The 16,161-nt window shown below is 64.3% G+C and carries 12 protein-coding genes; 5 read left to right on the forward strand and 7 right to left on the reverse strand.

Annotated elements, in window-relative coordinates:
• Positions 1 to 10 precede the first annotated feature (10 nt).
• A complete protein-coding gene (locus KF708_12490) occupies positions 11 to 1,714 on the reverse strand; it encodes an FHA domain-containing protein (protein ID MBX3413500.1) in 1,704 nt (567 codons plus the stop codon).
• Between the two features lie 144 nt (positions 1,715 to 1,858).
• Positions 1,859 to 2,224, reverse strand: a complete 366-nt coding sequence (locus KF708_12495) for a response regulator (GenBank protein MBX3413501.1) — start codon at positions 2,222 to 2,224, stop codon at positions 1,859 to 1,861.
• Positions 2,225 to 2,561: 337 nt separating this feature from the next.
• Here KF708_12495 and KF708_12500 point away from each other — a divergent pair, with 337 nt between their 5' ends.
• On the forward strand, positions 2,562 to 4,595 hold the full coding sequence (locus tag KF708_12500; GenBank protein ID MBX3413502.1) for a M20/M25/M40 family metallo-hydrolase: 2,034 nt from the start codon (positions 2,562 to 2,564) through the stop codon (positions 4,593 to 4,595).
• Between the two features lie 106 nt (positions 4,596 to 4,701).
• Here the strand turns inward: KF708_12500 and KF708_12505 are convergent, their stop codons facing one another.
• Together KF708_12505 and rsmH are read right to left on the reverse strand one after the other, a co-directional pair.
• Positions 4,702 to 6,108 carry a LysM peptidoglycan-binding domain-containing protein gene (locus KF708_12505; GenBank protein ID MBX3413503.1) on the reverse strand — a complete coding sequence of 469 codons (1,407 nt, stop codon included), beginning with the start codon at positions 6,106 to 6,108 and terminating at the stop codon, positions 4,702 to 4,704.
• 115 nt (positions 6,109 to 6,223) lie between these two features.
• Positions 6,224 to 7,384: a 16S rRNA (cytosine(1402)-N(4))-methyltransferase RsmH gene (rsmH, locus tag KF708_12510; GenBank protein ID MBX3413504.1), complete on the reverse strand. Its 1,161-nt coding sequence runs from the start codon at positions 7,382 to 7,384 to the stop codon at positions 6,224 to 6,226.
• Between the two features lie 76 nt (positions 7,385 to 7,460).
• Between rsmH and KF708_12515 the strand changes: the two genes are divergently transcribed.
• Positions 7,461 to 8,915, forward strand: coding sequence for a hypothetical protein (locus KF708_12515; protein ID MBX3413505.1), 1,455 nt, complete (start codon positions 7,461 to 7,463; stop codon positions 8,913 to 8,915).
• A gap of 564 nt (positions 8,916 to 9,479) precedes the next feature.
• Here the strand turns inward: KF708_12515 and KF708_12520 are convergent.
• The gene (locus KF708_12520) at positions 9,480 to 9,857 is read right to left on the reverse strand and encodes a hypothetical protein (protein ID MBX3413506.1); all 378 of its coding nucleotides are present in this window, start codon (positions 9,855 to 9,857) and stop codon (positions 9,480 to 9,482) included.
• Between the two features lie 96 nt (positions 9,858 to 9,953).
• Between KF708_12520 and KF708_12525 the strand changes: the two genes are divergently transcribed.
• Entirely contained in the window at positions 9,954 to 10,418 is a 465-nt protein-coding gene (locus KF708_12525; GenBank protein MBX3413507.1) for a hypothetical protein, read from the forward strand.
• A gap of 470 nt (positions 10,419 to 10,888) precedes the next feature.
• On the opposite strand, the gene KF708_12530 is transcribed toward KF708_12525, so the two are convergent.
• Positions 10,889 to 11,335, reverse strand: a complete 447-nt coding sequence (locus KF708_12530) for a tetratricopeptide repeat protein (GenBank protein ID MBX3413508.1) — start codon at positions 11,333 to 11,335, stop codon at positions 10,889 to 10,891.
• A 420-nt stretch (positions 11,336 to 11,755) separates the two neighbouring features.
• Positions 11,756 to 12,670 carry an HDOD domain-containing protein gene (locus KF708_12535; GenBank protein ID MBX3413509.1) on the reverse strand — a complete coding sequence of 305 codons (915 nt, stop codon included), beginning with the start codon at positions 12,668 to 12,670 and terminating at the stop codon, positions 11,756 to 11,758.
• A gap of 406 nt (positions 12,671 to 13,076) precedes the next feature.
• Here KF708_12535 and KF708_12540 point away from each other — a divergent pair, with 406 nt between their 5' ends.
• Positions 13,077 to 13,403 carry a hypothetical protein gene (locus KF708_12540; protein MBX3413510.1) on the forward strand — a complete coding sequence of 109 codons (327 nt, stop codon included), beginning with the start codon at positions 13,077 to 13,079 and terminating at the stop codon, positions 13,401 to 13,403.
• A gap of 223 nt (positions 13,404 to 13,626) precedes the next feature.
• Positions 13,627 to 15,897, forward strand: coding sequence for a hypothetical protein (locus KF708_12545; GenBank protein ID MBX3413511.1), 2,271 nt, complete (start codon positions 13,627 to 13,629; stop codon positions 15,895 to 15,897).
• Positions 15,898 to 16,161: the final 264 nt, after the last annotated feature.

The raw sequence follows: 16,161 nt of genomic DNA on the forward strand, positions 1-16,161 counted from the left end.
CGCTCCGCCGTCAGCAGATCGTCTGACCGGGGATGATCGTCTTGCCCGGTTGCGTGTCGGGAGGGATGGCGGGCAGCTCGAGCGTGAAGCGGCTGCCCCTCCCCAACTCGCTGTCGACCAGAATCTGTCCGCCGTGCTCCTTCAAGATCTTCTGGCTCACGGGCAGCCCCAGTCCGGTGCCGCGGCCTCCCTTGTGCGAGACGAACAGGGTGAAGATCTTCTCCACATCTTCGGGAGCGATGCCGGCGCCGTTGTCCTCGACGACGATGCGCGCGAGGTGATTCTGCGGCAGGTACTCGGTCGAGACGGCCACTCGCCCGTGTTCTTCCTTGTCGCAGGCGTCGATGGCGTTCGTCACAATGTTCAACGCCGCGCGGTGGATCCCCTCCGGGTCGAACGTCAAGACGGGCATGTCCTGCGCGGGCCGGTAATCGATGTCGACGCCCAATTCTCCCGCGCGCGTGCGCATCAGCTCGACGACGTCGCTGACGGTTTCGTTCAGGTTGGCGGCGTCCAGTTCCGGCTCGCGATCTTTGCTAAAGGTGAGCATGTCGAGCACGAGCGCGGAGATCTTCTTCTGATTCCGCTCGACGATATCCCAGCCCTTGCGGACCATTTCCTCTTTGTGATCGGAGAGCCCCATCTCGATCAGGTAGCTGCCGCCGCGCACACCTTGCAGAATGTTCTTGATGTGATGCGAGAGGGTGGCGATGGTCTGCCCGACCGCCGCCAGACGTTCGGCCTGCACCATGGCCGAGTAGTAACGCGTGTCTTCCACCGCCAGCGCCGCCTGGTGGGCGATGGCGATCATCAGCTTCAGATGTTCTTCATTGAACTTGTTGGGCGCCTTCTGATGGATGGCGCGTTCCGGCGGCGTGAACGTGTCGATGTAAATCAAGCCGACCACGTCGTAACGGGCCTGCAACGGCACGCAGATCGCCTCGCGAATGCCCTGCTGCAGAATGCTCGCCGCCGAGCTCCAGCGGTTGTCCTCGCGGGCGTTCGTGGTGAGCACCCCTTCGTTCCGCTCGATCACATAGTCGAGAATCGTCTGGCTGATGGTGATCTTGGCCTCGGGGCTCGAACCGTGCGCGTCGCGGCGGACCTTGGGTTCGAGCTGCTTCGACACCGGATCGATCAACATGATGCAGCCGCGGTCCGCTTCGACCCATTCGAAGATCAGCTCCATGATGCGGCTCAAGAGCTGATCGATGTCGAGCGTGTGGCTGACGGCCAGCGCCGTGCGATACATGATCTGCAGGTTGCTGCGGGCGCGCGCCAGCCACGGACTTTCGGCGCCCGTGAAGCCCGGCTCGAAGACCCGGCTCCCTTCCTCCTGCGTCATCGACCGCACGATCCGCGAGCTGTCGGTCGTCTGGGGAGAATCGAAAGCGATCGTCCGGCGCAGATTCACGCCCGAGTCATCGGTCGCGCCGGTGTAGAGGAGCAAGGTCGAGCCGATCTGGATCTGATCGCCGCTCGATAGCGTCCGCCGGTCGACGCGCTCGCCATTGATGAAGGTCCCGTTCGAGCTGCTCAGATCGACCAGCGCGTAGGAGCGACCTTCGCGGCGTAGCTCGGCGTGGCGGCGCGAGACTTCCGTATCGTGCAATTGCACCGGGTTGCTGGGGTCGCGACCGATGTGCAACGCCTCCGCATCGAGTTCGAAACGAACTCCCTGGTCGTTGCCACGGATGACGAACAGCGACGGCACGGCGCACTCCGTCTCCAGACGCCAGCGCGGTATCTTGCCGCCGCGGCGCTCGCGGCCGCCGAAGGTCGAGCGGCAAAGTTACGTCCGGAGTGAAACTGCTCGAGGGGCGCGCGCAGCATCCGCCACGCGCAGGTCGGGCGACCTCTAGGCGGCCGACTCCAGCAGGCTTTCGATTTTACGAATGAGCGGAGCATAGTGGTAGGGTTTGCTTACGAACCGGTCGCGCGGGCCCGTCGCGGGCGCCCGGCGCACGTTGCCCAACAGGATCAACTGCGTCTGGTTCTCGCGCGATTCGGCCTCGTAACCGGCCGATACCGCTTCGTCCTCGGCGGGCGAGACCTCGAGATCGACCACGATCAGGTCGGGACGATGGCTGCGCGCCATTTCCAGACCTTCGTCGGCTCGGCTCGCTTCAAAGATGCGCAAGCCGCGATGCTCGAGGATCGTTTTCAGGACGCTGCGGTTTTCTTCCGAGGGGTCGACGATCAAAACGCTACGATTGGAAACCAATCTAGTGCCTCCATGCACCCAACGTGCCTCCCTGCACGTGCGCCCCGTTCGGGCCGGGCGCGGGCCCCCGCTCACGGCCAGCATACGCCGAGCGACAGAACCCAGAGGGGTCGCCCCTCGTACTGGCCAGAGGTGAGGGTCGCAGAGCATAGCGACCCGGCCGAAACGTGTCAAAAGCGGTTTGCTGGTTGACGTCCGCTGCCCAAGCGCCGAGAATTTCAAGGGTTGCGCGTGGTCCCCGCCCGTCCGCGATAAGCCTCCTGCCAACGGCCGCGCGTTTTCGCCCCTTTCGCAGTTTCCCTAGTCGACACCTCTCCTTCGTCGAGGCACTTCGCCGATGTCTGTCCTCCTCTGGCTTCGCCCTGCCACGGTCGTGCTGCTGCTGATCGCTCCCCTGTTGTTGACGCCGAGTCGCGTCAGGGCCGAGGATGCGTCGGCCGTCGAGTCGCGTCTGCGCGACACGGTCTCCTATCTCGCCTCCGACGACCTCGAAGGGCGCGGCGTCGGCACCGAGGGGCTGAACAAGGCGGCCGACTACCTGGCCGAACAGTTCAAATCGATGGGCCTCAAGGTCGACCTGTGCGATGGCGACGCCTTTCAGAACTTCAAGATGACGACCGGCTCGAAGCTCGGCGAGCCGAACACGCTGGCCATCACCGCTCCTGGTGGCGATAACCCCCGCACCGAGCTCAAGCTGGGGGACGATTTCACCCCCCTCGCGCTCGGCGGCAGTGGCGAGTTCAACCTGCCCCTCGTCTTCGTGGGCTACGGCATTACGGCCCCCGAGGCGAACTACGACGATTACGCCGGGCTGGACGTGAATGGCAAGGCCGTGGTGATTCTGCGACGCGAGCCGCAGCAAGACAATCCACACAGCGCGTTCAATGGCACGCGCCACTCGGAGCATGCTCCCTTTGCCCGCAAGGTCTCGAACGCCTATGCCCATGGCGCGGCGGCCGTCATCTTTCTGACCGATGATTACGACATCTCAAAACGCGTGGCGCAGCGCCGCAAGCTGTGGCTCGCGGCGATCGAAAAGCTGGCCGACGCCTTTGACGAGATGTCCAAGATCGAAGAGGCCGCGCCGGCCGATGTTGTGGCCGAACGCAAAAAGGTGGACGAGCTGCTCCAAGAAGTCAGCCAGCAGAACGCCAAGCTCGAGCAAGAGCTCGATCCGATCCTCAAGTTCGACTCGGCCGGGCCCGGCGAGACGGGACGCACCATGCCGATCGTCCACTGCCGCCGTGGCGTGATCGAGCCGGCGGTGAAAGCCATCTACGGCAAATCGATCGCCGAGATCGAGAAGGGAATCGACCAGGGGCCCAGGCCGCAAAGTCGCGAGCTGACCGGCTGGACGGTCGCGGGGGACGTCCACGTCGACCGCCAGGAGGTCGAGGTGAAGAACGTCTTGGCCGTGCTGCCGGGCGAAGGGCCGCTGGCCGATGAGATCATCGTCATCGGCGCCCATTACGACCATCTCGGCTATGGCGGCGAAGGCTCGTTCGTACCCGACGTCAACGAGATTCACAACGGAGCGGACGACAATGCCTCGGGCACGACGGCCCTGGTCGAAGTAGCGCGGCAACTCTCCTCGCGCGGGGGAAAACTGCCGCGGACGATCGCCTTCATGGCCTTCACCGGCGAAGAGCGTGGCCTGATCGGCAGCGCGCACTACGTGGCCAATCCCGTGCTGCCGCTCGACAAGACGGTGGCCATGTTGAACATGGACATGGTCGGGCGTCTCAAAGATGAAAAGCTGATCATTCAGGGGACCGCCACGGCGCCCGAGCTGAATGCTCTGGTCGACGAGTTGGGCGCGAAGTACGAGTTCGACGTGACCAAGCAGGCTGGCGGCAGCGGTCCCAGCGATCATACGTCGTTTTATCTGAAGAAGATTCCCGTGCTCCACTTCTTCACGGGCACGCACCGCGACTATCACCGGCCGAGCGACGATGCCGACAAGATCAATCTCGACGGCATGCGGCGTGTGGTGTCGATGATCGGCGACATGACGGTGGCGCTGGCCGAGGCCGCGGCGCCGCCGACCTATCAGGCCGCGACCGCCGCCGCGCATCCGATGGGAGGCGGTGGCGGCGATGGAGATCGTCCCTACTTCGGCAGCATTCCGGACTTCGCCACCGAAGGAGAAGGCTACGCCCTGGGGGGCGTCACGGCCGGCGGACCCGCGGAAAAGGCGGGGCTCAAAGAGGGAGACGTCATCATCCAGGTAGGCGACAGCAAGGTCGGCAACCTGGAAGATTTCGACAGCGCGCTGCGCAAGCACAAGGCGGGGGACAAGGTGCCAGTGAAAGTCCGCCGCGGCAAGGAAGAAGTCACCGTGACGGTGACGCTCGACCCACCGCGCGGATAGGCAGCCTACGTCGGCATGCCGCGCGAATGGTCAGACTGGCACAGGCTGCCAGCCTGTGCTGATTGCCACGCTGTACCTTGCTTTGCTTGAGGTCGCCGTTGGCGAACTATTCGCGATGCCGCGTCGGCTCCTGTCGGCGAGTGAACGAGGTGTCGTTGCCGTCCGGCGGCAGCATCAGTTCCAGCCCCGGCCGCAGGTAGTCGACGTTCTGGCCGATCTGGTCGCGATTCAGGTCGTAGATCTCGGCCCAACGCGACGCGCGGCCCAACTCGAAGCGCGCGATGTCGAACAGAGTGTCTCCCTCTTCGACGACGTAGGTGCGGGCGCCCGAGCTGATGCTCGAGCCGCTGGTCCGCACGATCGAGGACTGCGCCTGCACGGTGGCATGTTCGACGCTCGGGCAGAGATCGGGATACGTTTGACGCAAGGCCGCCGTCGTGGGGGCCGAAATGGTCATGCCCGGCTTTAGTTGATCGGCCCGCGGAATCTCTTTGCGATTGTGCTCGAAGAGGGCCTTGAAGTAGGCCCCGTTGCCGTACAGCTTCTGCGAGATGTTCCAGTAGCTGTCGTTAGGCTGCACGAGGTACTCATCGGTGGCGCGTTCGATTTCGCCCTGCGGCGCTATATTGCCGAAGGCGACCGACGTCGCTTGAGAGCGGCTGGGCGCGGTGGGAGCGGGCGTCGGCGGCGGCGTTATGGCGCCGTTCGCCGCGCGACCGTACATATCGTACGAACGCGGGCTCGAATACTGCGAGGCCGGCGGCTGCTCGACCGGCGGCGCGGCAGGCTGCACCGAACCGCGACTGGTGCTGCGGGCGTAGGGGTCGCTCGGCATGCTGCTCGGGCGACTGGCATACGGCGAACTGCCCGGCGCTTGCGGCGTCAAACGTGAGGGCGTTTGTCCCGCGGAGGCACTCGCCGCGGGGCCTTGCGGTTCGTCGAGCGCGTAGGGGTCCGACGGGCCCGTCGACGGTGTCGCCGAATAGGCGTACGGATCGGTCGGCATGGTCGTATGACGTGCAGCACCTTCGGTCGACGCCGAGTCATTGCCCGAGAAGCCGTAACTGGGTGGTCCACCCGCAGAAGACCGTTCTCCGTAACGCTCGCCCCGACCGCTGCTCGCCGTCGAGGAAGGAGGGGGCGACAAGGAACGGGGCGACGAGGAAGCCGCACCGGCGGGGGACGCGGGGACCGAGAGATTCCCCGACGAGGCCGGGTCGGAACGATACGAGCGGTTGGTGCGACTCGACGTGGTGGTGCTTGGCGGCGAGGAAGTGCCGGGTTGCGGCGAGACGACCGTCGGCTGCGCGGGGCCGCTCGAGAGCTTCTCGCGCGGCTTGGCCTCGGCCGGCACGGGCGCTTTGGCCGCCACGGCCGGCGCGGCGGGCTGCTTGATGAACTTCGAGTAGATCACGTAGCCGAAGATGCCCAGCAGCACCACGACTACCGAGACCCCGATCTTGATCTCCTTGCCCAGGTTGGGGCGTTCCTTCGCAGCGCGGGATTCGTTCATGGCGGGCTGCCTTTCTGCATCCGTGCGGCTGTTGGTCGGGCTCGTACGCCCGCGTTGGGCGGAGCTGTCTGCTTCGGACGTATTCGCATCGAACGATCGTTGTGGTTTCATCGTGTTAACGTCTGCGCGCCGCACGCAGTTTTGCGCTGCGCGAGCGGGGGTTGCGACGAATTTCCTCTTCCGTGGCCTGCGCCGCCCGGCGCGAATCGATCTCCAGCCGCGGGTCGTTGCGGAAGGCCTCTTTCACGCGCCGATCCTCCAGCGAGTGAAAGCTGACGACCACGAACTTGCCTCCCGCGCGCAGGCGATCGGGAATTCTGCGCAGGGCGATCTCGAGTGATTTCAGTTCTTCGTTGACGGCGATCCGCAACGCTTGAAACGTGCGCGTGGCCGGATCGATTCGTTCGCTGTCGCGCGTGCGTGGCACCGCGCGACGCACGATGCTGGCCAGATCCTGCGCCGTTTCGATGGGCCGCTCCTCGCGACGCGCCACGATGGCCCGGGCGATGCGGCGGCTGTAGCGCTCTTCGCCATAGGCAAAGATCAGATCGGCCAGGTGCTCCGCCTTCAGGCGATTCACCAGTCGGGAGGCGGGTTCCCCCTCCATGGGGTCGAAGCGCAGGTCGAGCGGACCGGTGGCATCGAAGCTGAAGCCCCGTTCGACGTCGGCCAGTTGGTCGCTCGAAAGTCCCAAGTCCAACACCACTCCATCGACCGTCGCGATCTCGAGTTGATCGAGTACCTCGGGCAGATCGCAAAAGTTGCTTTGTACGAGCTTGACGGGCAGCCCCTTCAGGTTGATTTCGGCCGCGGCGATCGCCGCGGGATCTCGATCCAGCGCGATCACGTCTCCCCTGTTGCCGACGCGCTCGGCGATGGCGCGCGTGTAGCCGCCCCCCCCCAGGGTGCCATCGACAAACACGCCCCCGGGCTGCGGATCGAGCGCCGCGAGGATCTCGTCGAGCAGGACCGGCACATGGCGGGGCGCATTCACGAGCACTGGTCCGACTACCGGGTGATGGGACGCAGGTGAACGAGCGCCGGACCCCGCACGAACAAACAAGGGTGGCGGATTGTGCCGAACATGGCCCAGCGTGGCAATACGATTGCGAAGGGGCAAATCGCTCGCAAGTGTGAAACTGGGACGACCACGGCGGACAAGTAGTCTGCCGAACGCCCGCCGGTCAATATTTTTGACCGAAAAAGCGTGCAATTCGCTAGTCGGATCGCTAGCATCACCGGTGGAACAGGTCGAAGGGGCACCGCGGCGCGTCATCCACTCAGGGTTCGTTCGATCCCTTGCGCCGTTGGCTTCGCCCCGCGATCGCTCGATTTGCGAAGGAGATCTTGCTATGGCTACGCCACGCGTTTGCGCTGCGCTCGTTCTGGCCACCCTCTCGAGTCTTTGCTGGTGGGTGCCTTGCGCACCTGCGGCGGAACCTACGCCGCGATCTATCTCGATTTACCTCGATTCGCCCGATCGACGGCACGAGGACGAAATCCGCCAATTGCTCACGGCGCCGACCATGATCGACATGGTCGAAGTGCCGTTGGCTGACGTGATCGCCTACCTGTCGGACTATCACCATCTTCAGATCCTGCTCGATCGGCGAGGAATCGAAGAGGCCGGCTGCGACGGGGGCGTCCCCATTACCTTGAAAGTCAAGAACATCTCGCTCGAATCGGCGCTGAATCTGATGTTGGACGATCTCGACCTCACCTGGATTATCGAGAACGGAGTGTTGCGGATTACCAGCCACGATCGAGCCGAGCAACACCTGACCGCACGACTCTATCCGGTGAGCGACCTCGTCGCGAAACAACCAGACGGGACGGTCGCTTACGAGCCGCTCGTGAGGGTGCTGACGAAGACCATCGCACCGAGCACCTGGGACGAAGTTGGTGGCCCGAGTTCGATCGTGCCGTACGCCGGCCTGCTAGTCGTCTCGACCACGGATCAGATCCATCGCCAGTGCGTAAGCCTGCTGCAAGCGATGCGCTCCGATGCCGCGCGGGCAAACGCGCCGCCGGCTGCCGAAGCCGACGCCCGGCACGAACCGAACGACGAGCGATCGCCTGCACGTCTCGTCCGCTGGTCGAAGGACGAACTGCGATCGGAAGAAGAGAATGATCCCTTCGGTGCCGAACCAGAAGCGGCTACGTCGGCCGCTTCCACGCCGGTGGCGCGCGATCACCGGTCCACCGATCGTTTGCTGCCGGGCCAGGCACCAGAAATCGCACGGGAGTCGGAGAAACGCGTTCAACAAGAGCTCAACAGGCCGACGACCGTTGAATTCGTGGAGACAGAACTGTCGTCCGTACTGCGGTTCATGGAGGATTTGCACAAAACGCAGATCGTGTTCGACAAGAAGGGACTGGAAGAGATCGGCGTATCGCCGGAAAGCCTGGTGACGCAAGATCTGCACGACGTTCCGCTGTATCTCGCTCTGGACCTGATGCTCGACGAACTTGGCGCCACCTGGACGACGCGCGACGGACTGATCGTCGTTACGACGGAGGAAGCGACGCATGCCACCAAAATTTATCCGTTGGGCGATCTGCTGGAACAGCACGTCAGTGGCGAACCGGATTACCAGGCGATGACCGAACTGGTCACGTCCACCATCGCTCCGGAATCCTGGAAAGAAAACGGTGCCCAAGGGAGCATTCGTTCTTACGCCGGTACCCTGGTGATCTACCAGTCGGCGCCCGTGCATCGCAAGATCGAGCGTTTCCTGGCGGAATTGCGCGTGGCGGCACGGCCTGAATTGCTGCTGCCTCACGTCGAAAGCACGGCGGGCAAGTAACCCGGCGAGACGCACCCCGTCGGGCGGCGAGCAGCACTTGTCGCGATTCGGCGAGACGGCGCGGAGTCGACCGGACATGGTCTGTTGAACTGGCCAGGGGGTGGCTCCGCGCGCGTTTCGTTCTGCTATCGCAGCGTTGCCACCGCCCGATCCGCTGGCCGGCCGGTACTCTTGGGCGGAACCCTGTCGAGCGGGCGGGGTTTGATTCTCAGGAAGCCAATTTGAAGCAGGGGCTTTCGGTACAGAGTCGTCTCGTTCGCCAAAATTGCACGACGTCAGGAGGTAGTAGTCATGCGCTTGCGTTGCGCCATGTTTGCGTTGGCCATCGGGGTGGTTACCAACATCTCGCTGCCAGCACGGGCCGACGGTGATTCGCCCAAGGATGAGGGCCAGCCCGCCGCTCGCGAAAAGGACCAAGACAAGGGACGCCAGGAGCGAAGCGAAAAGAGCAAGGGAAAGGCGAAGGAGAAGAAGAAAGGAAAGCACCGCAAGTCGCACGCCCGCAGCCATCATCACGGCGCACACCATCGCGGACACGGTCGCCATGCCGGGCCGGGGCATCGGTCAGGGGGCGATCCCTTGCGCCACATCCTGCTGGCCCGTTTCGACGGCGACCGCGATGGCAAGTTGAGCGATACCGAATGGGCAGCCGTCCGCAAGAAGTTCGAAGAGTCGGCCGACGCCAAGAAGGATGGCAAGCGCGGCAAGCATGCCCATCACAAGCATGGAGGTGATCGGCACCGGCACCATGCGCATCACGGTCCGCGCGGCCGGCATCACGCGGGACCGGGCCATCATCGCCACGGCGAGCACGGGTTTGCCCAGCGGGGAGGTGCGCATCATCGCGGTCCTCACCACGGCTTCGCGCAGCGCGGTGGACACCACCGTTTTGGACCGCCGCACGGCCACGGACCGCATCACGCGTTCGCCCATCGAGATCATCGTGGTTCCGTTTCGCACCACGCGCACCGCGGCCCCGGTGGACCGCCGCACCATCGCTGGCACCACGCTCCGCGCAGCGAAGAATTTCGTCAGGCCATGTTCCGCCGCATCGACAAGGATGGCGACGGCAAGATCAGCGACGAAGAACGGGAAGCGGCGCGCAAGGCCTTCCACGCCCATTGGCAGAATCGTTCCAAGGGAAATAAGGGCCACGGCGAGGCCAAGACGGATGACAAGAACAAAGAGAAGAAAGACGGTGACAAGGGGGGCGATCAGCGTCGCCGCCGTGGTCCCCGCGCCGCAGCAGATGGGCCCCGCCCCGAGGGACCTCCCCATCGGGCCGGTGGTCCGCCGCGCGGCAGCGAGTCCGGACGCGCACGGTTCATGCAGCGCTTCGATAAAGATGGCGATGGCAAACTGAGCGAGGAAGAAGGCCAGGCCGCTCGCCAGGCCTTCGAGGAGTTCCGTCGCCGACGCGAAGACGACAAGCAGAATCGGCCGGGTGATAAGGGCGATCAGCAGGAAAAAGGTCAGGACGGCGACCGGCGCGAAGACAGTTGAAGTCGCGTCGCAAGCTGAAGATCGAAACCCGGCGCACCTGCATCCACGCACGTGCCGCCGGGTTTTGTTTTGCGCGGTGATGTTGCGCGAGAATCAATGCGCGGCGTCGCTGCATCACGGGAAAATCATCCGTGCTGCGCGGAGCGGAATAGGATTGTTGCGCCCTTACAGGGCTTTCATGGAAGGATTCAGAGGCGATCCGATTCGCCAGGCCTTGCCCGGGGCTATGTTGGGTTGCCCCTTCGGGGCACTTCGCGGCGACGAATCTTGATGACTGGCTGACAAGTCCGCTCCCCCGGGCCTCTTGTCGTTGCGCGACAGGGATGTGCCACACGCTCGGCGCGGGTCGCGTGAGGATGCATTGGCGCCTCCTCGCCAAGTTCTCAGCAAAGCTGCTCACGGCTCGCAAAATGACGACTGAGATCGCATTCTGCGATCCTAGCAGGCCGAGGAATACTTCCCCCGGTCTGCTAGACGATGATCGACGTGAGGGCCTGAAAATCGGGATCCGAACGGAGCGGATCGAAGTCGGGCTCGTTGCCGATCAGGTCGCGGTAGTCGGCATCGATGTCGAGCGCGCGGGCCAAGCAATCGAGGGCTCGTTCCTTGTTCCGCGCCAGGCTCCAGTAGCAGGCCAGATTGTAATGGACGACCGCCTCGTTGGGGCGAATCTCGCGTGCCTGTTCCAACGCCTCGATCGCCAGGTCCAGGCGTCCTAGCCGCTTCTGGCACCAGCCAAGCGCGAGCCACACATTGATATTGCTGGGCTTCAGCTCGCCCGCCTCGCCGAGGGGGGCGATGGCGTCGGCGTAGCGTTTCAGCTCGCGGAGCGCGGCGCCGCGCAGGTACTGCACGTGACCGTGGAAGGTCCCGGCCTCGGTGACCGGCTCGAGCAGGTTGAGCGCATGCTGAGCCATACCCAGCTCGAGGTATCCCTCGGCTTCCTGGATAACTCGTGTAATACGCGCTCGACTTTGGCGGGACATGATCTCGGCGCTCCGGTGCGGACGCGCGATTCAGAAGAGACTCGTGCGCAATCGCACTACTCTATTTTACACGGCGCAAGTGGGGAACAAAGTGTCGTTTCCCAGCCACGTGCATCGTGCGATGGTCGTTCCGCCTGAGGGCTCGCCCCGCACTTTCTTCGGCCGAGGCACGGAGCCACCTTTGGCAGAGTTCGCCGGTTGTTCTCACCATACGAACTTTGCGGGCGGCTGGTTCAGGTCGGGTAAAGCGTAGCGGTCGCGAAAAGACTGCCCCTCAAGCAAAACGTCCGGCACGGCGGAACTCGCCATGCCGGACGCGATAGAAAATCGAGGCTCGCGAGCGAGTTGATCTCAAGTTGCGGCGGCCACTTCCTGGTAGCAGTCGACCAGCGACTTGGCCGGGGCGCTCATCTGCAGCACCGGGGCGAACTCGAGGAACTCTTCGTCGACCTTGGCCAGGAACTCGGCCACACTCGGACCATGGCCGCGGACACTCTGATACAGCTCTTCGAACTGCATGCACTCAACCCAGCATTCGTCGATCGCGGCGGGCAGCAAGGCCGAGAGGGCGACGGCACGGGTACCCGCGCTCTTCGTGGTGTCGCCGACGATCTTCGCGGCGTCGATGTGCTCGGCAATCGGCTCGATCAATTCGTTCGGCAGATCCCAGCGACGTCCCATGCGAGCCGCGGCTTCGGCGTGCGTCCAGCCAAAGCGTTCGCGCTCGAGATCCGACAACCGATACTTGCCCAGTTCGCGGGCGTTGAGCAGCTCGACGTACGTTTCGGGCAGCTCCTTGGCCAACAGCGGAATCGCCATGTCTTGCAGCAGGCCTGCGGCGAATGCCTCGTCGGCATCCTTCAGGCCCAGCAGCTTGCCGATCTGGCGAGCGGCCAGCGCACGGCGTAGCGAATCCTGCCACAGGCTCTTCAGATCGAGAGGACCGCACTTTGGATTCGGCATCAAGCTGAACACCGCGCTCCACAGCGTGAAGTTCTTGATCGTGCGGATGCCGACCAGGGTGATCGCCAGCTTGATGCTCGAGATCTCGCGCGAGAAGCCGAAGTAGGACGAGTTGACGAACTGCAGCACTTGGCCCGTCAAGCCGGCATCGGCTTCGATCGGCACCGCGAACTCGGCGGGGCCATTGTCGGGATCTTTCGAAAGTTCGAGAATGCGGATCGCGCTCTGCGGAAGCGCGGGTAGTTGTCCTGCCGCGAGGATTCGATCGAGATCGGTCGCTTGCGTCGCTTCGATGCTAGCCATGATGTTCAAGTCCGTCGTGAGGGCGTTGAGAGTAAGCGAGACGCGGTGCGGAGGCCGCGAAGTTACATTCCCCCCGTAAGGCCCGGGGGCATGCCTCTGATGAAAACTAGGTCACGAGTATGCACGCGCCAAATCGTCACGGGCGTAGCGGTTTACGCCGATCGTCCCCCTCGCCCGATGCTTGCTCACCGCCGGCCACACGTGGCGTTTTTGCTGCGCGCCGCCGCGAGAAATGAGGCGAAAGTGCAACGTCCGGGCGGTACCTGCGGATGGGTCCCTGTACGTAACTTCTTTGACGCCCGCGATCTGCGTGCTGGTCGCTGCGGCGCGCCCCCCACTGGCCCCGGGGTTGCGTAACTGACTGGCATTGTTCGCCCCGGCGATAGATCGCGGATCTACCCGGGGAGTGGAAGCCGCCAGATCGGGTTACCTCGTGTTACGTGCCGCCGCTCTTGCCCTGCTCCTCTTTGTTCTCGGCTGGTTTGCCGCCGCGTGGGGACCAGCGTCATCTCCCGGGGCAAAAATCGAGCAACCGCGGATCACGCACGTCTGGCGTCGTACCGCCCAAGGTTGGCAAAAGGCCGTCTGGCGCGATCGAATTCGCATCGTGCCCTATCAGCCCTCGCTCCATCCGTCGGTGGTCGGGGCCTTCCAGATCCTCGCCGCACTGACGATCGGTGCGTACGTCTGGACGACGCGTCCGGCGAAATCCTCCCCCTCGTCACGCCGCTGAGACGTTGGGCGCTGCCAGCGTGCTCGCGGTTCTTTCTTAACTGCGAGTAGCCGTACACCTTGCGCGATGCGAGCAGGGTCGTGCTGGCGCCGCCAGGAATGTATCGACCGCAGTTTTTTACTGCTTGCTGGAAGAATTTTGTACGGATGGCCTCGCGACGCGCCACCAACAAGGGTAGACGGACGAACCGCCGGTTCGACCGCGATCCTCGATTCCTGGCGAGATGCGAACGATGCGCCTGACGCTACGAACCCTGCTGGCTTATCTCGACGATCTGCTCGAACCGGCCGACGCGGAAAGCATCGGCAAGAAGGTTAGCGACAGCGACTTTGCTTCGCAGTTGGTGAGCCGGGTGCGCGACGTGACGCGACGACTGCGCCTGGGGGCGCCCAAGGTGAATGGCCGTGGGCTGGCGCTCGATGCGAACACCGTGGCCGAGTATCTCGACAACACGCTCGCCGCCGAGCGAATTCCAGAGTTCGAGCGCATCTGTCTCGAATCGGACATGCACCTGGCCGAAGTGGCCGCGTCGCATCAGATTCTGACGCTCGTGCTGGGCGCGCCGGCCGAAGTGCTGCCCGAGAGTCGCCAGCGGATGTACCAGATCACCGGCGACACCGTGCCCCCCTCGGCCACCGCCGCCGAGGAAGCGATGGCGGCCGAACAGGCCTCGTTCGACGTCGCGCCTGAGGAATCGCTGGCAGCGGTGGTCGTCGAGGCCGATCGCACGAATCGTCACAAGCCAGAGGTGCCCGAGTATCTGCGCGAAAGGACGTCGAAGTCGAGCCGTGCCCTGCCGATCGTGGCGGCGTTGGTGCTGGTGGCGTTGCTGAGTTGGGTGATTTATCAGGCGGTTGGTCCCTTGGGCCTGACGACCGTTGCCTCGAACGACGCGGCGCCACAAGCGGCGTTCGTGGACGATGAAGCCACGGACCCTGTGGCGCCGACCCCCGCGGTGGTCGAACCGGCAGCGGTCGATGCTACTGCCGGCGATGCCGCATCGGCCGAGTTATCCCCTGCGCCCCCTGCACGTGTTTTGGCCGCTCCCGAACCTCCCGCCGAGATTATGGAAACGGAGACCGAGATCGACGCGGCGCCGTCGCCGGCCGATACCGCGTTGACCCCTGTATCTCCCGATGAACTGATGCCGATCGACGCCGTGCCTCGCGCGCCGTCGGAGGTCCCCGATGCTCTGGCGCCGGTGTCGAGCTTGCCCACGATCGACGCCGCTGTCGAAGGTGCGCCGCGTGGCGAGGATCCACTCGCCACGACGCCATTGACGGAAGAGGAAATGCTTGAGGAGAGGGCCCCGCAGGAAGGTGCTCCGGCCAACTCGCTGCCGGCCGGACAAAATGGCATCGGCCGACGTGTCGCCTCGAATCGCGACGTGCTCTTGCGCCGCCACCCACAAAGCCGCCTGTGGGGACAACTCTCCGCGGCAGACATCCTCTTCTCGGGCGATGAACTGCTGACGCTGCCCGCCTATCGCTCGACGCTCACCCTGGGGGTGGGCGCGAACGTGCAGATGATCGGGCCGACCTGCATTCAACTGGGCCTCGACGAGGCGACGCGCATGCCCGGCATCGCGATCAAGTACGGTCGGGTCATCCTCATGTCCGCCGGTCGTGCCGACATGAAGCTCATGCTCGCGGTGGGAGATCGCCAGGCGACGCTCGAGTTCGGGCCGGCCGAAACCACGGTGGCCATCGAGGTGCGTTCGCATCTCCAGTTGGGCTCGGATCCGTCGGCGGCCCCAGCGGCGCTCGAGGCCGATTTTTACGTCACCAGTGGCGAGCTCACCTGGCGCGATGCCAGTGGCGTCGAGGCCAGACTCACCGCCCCCGCGCGAGAAGTGTTGCTGGGCCAGGCTTCTCTGGCAGCCGAAGCGGGGGCCGAGTTCCCTGCCTGGACGACGGGTATCGACGACGAGCGCCCCATCGATCAGCGCGCGGCGATGACCCTGCGCGACAATATCCAGGCCGATCGTGACATCGTACTCAATCTGAAAGAACTGGCTGCCGATCGTCGCCCGGAGGTGGCTTCGCTGGCGGCGCGGTCGCTCAGCTATCTCGACGAGTTCGGCACGCTCGTCGGCACGTTGAACGATTCGACGCAGCGATCGTTCTGGCCACCGAACATCGCCGCCCTGCGCGATGGTCTGGGGCGCGGTCCAGAAACGGCGGCACTCGTGCGAGCCATCTTCGAGAAACAACGCTCGGACGACGGGACTCAGCTCTATCGTTTGCTCTGCGGCTACACTACCGAGCAACTGCAAGGCGGGGCCGCCCGCGAGTTGGTCGAATTGCTCGACCATGAAGATCTCGATTTCCGCGTCTTGGGGATCACAAATCTGACGGAGATCACCGGTTCGGCCAACTTCTATCGTCCCGAACGGTCGGCCTCGGAGCGCCAGTCGCAGGTGCAGAAATGGCGGCAACGGCTGGCGGCGGGGGACATCGTGCCCAAGGCGCCCCCTGCTCCGGCCGGCAGCTAGCAAGGCCTGCTTGTACTTCTGAGAGGCGGGGCCAGCAGGCGTTTCGGGCCGTTGGCGCAGGCGCCTTCCGCTGCCGAAAGAAGCAAATGTTCTCAAGGCGGCGATTTTTTCTCCGGATTCGACCTTTCGCTTGGCCCTTTCGGCCCTGGCGAAGAAAGGTAAACTAGAGAAGCGCCCCCGGGCCAACGCCCGTCGGAGCGTCCGGAGTTCTTGGGGGGGCGGCTCGTCAATAAGGCGATGAGCCGGGAGTATTTGCGGTGGGGC

This window comes from Pirellulales bacterium (assembly GCA_019636335.1).
In the GTDB taxonomy this organism is placed as follows: Bacteria; Planctomycetota; Planctomycetia; order Pirellulales; family JAEUIK01; genus JAHBXR01.

Bases quoted from the DNA above. Each gene is read 5' to 3' on its own strand.
- KF708_12500 (MBX3413502.1), top strand. From the start codon at position 2,562: ATGTCTGTCCTCCTCTGGCTTCGCCCTGCCACGGTCGTGCTGCTGCTG.
- KF708_12505 (MBX3413503.1), bottom strand. From the start codon at position 6,108: ATGAACGAATCCCGCGCTGCGAAGGAACGCCCCAACCTGGGCAAGGAG.
- rsmH (MBX3413504.1), bottom strand. From the start codon at position 7,384: ATGACGCGCCGCGGTGCCCCTTCGACCTGTTCCACCGGTGATGCTAGC.
- KF708_12515 (MBX3413505.1), top strand. From the start codon at position 7,461: ATGGCTACGCCACGCGTTTGCGCTGCGCTCGTTCTGGCCACCCTCTCG.
- KF708_12520 (MBX3413506.1), bottom strand. From the start codon at position 9,857: ATGATCTCGATGGGCGAACGCGTGATGCGGTCCGTGGCCGTGCGGCGG.
- KF708_12525 (MBX3413507.1), top strand. From the start codon at position 9,954: ATGTTCCGCCGCATCGACAAGGATGGCGACGGCAAGATCAGCGACGAA.
- KF708_12530 (MBX3413508.1), bottom strand. From the start codon at position 11,335: ATGGCTCAGCATGCGCTCAACCTGCTCGAGCCGGTCACCGAGGCCGGG.
- KF708_12535 (MBX3413509.1), bottom strand. From the start codon at position 12,670: ATGGCTAGCATCGAAGCGACGCAAGCGACCGATCTCGATCGAATCCTC.
- KF708_12545 (MBX3413511.1), top strand. From the start codon at position 13,627: ATGCGAACGATGCGCCTGACGCTACGAACCCTGCTGGCTTATCTCGAC.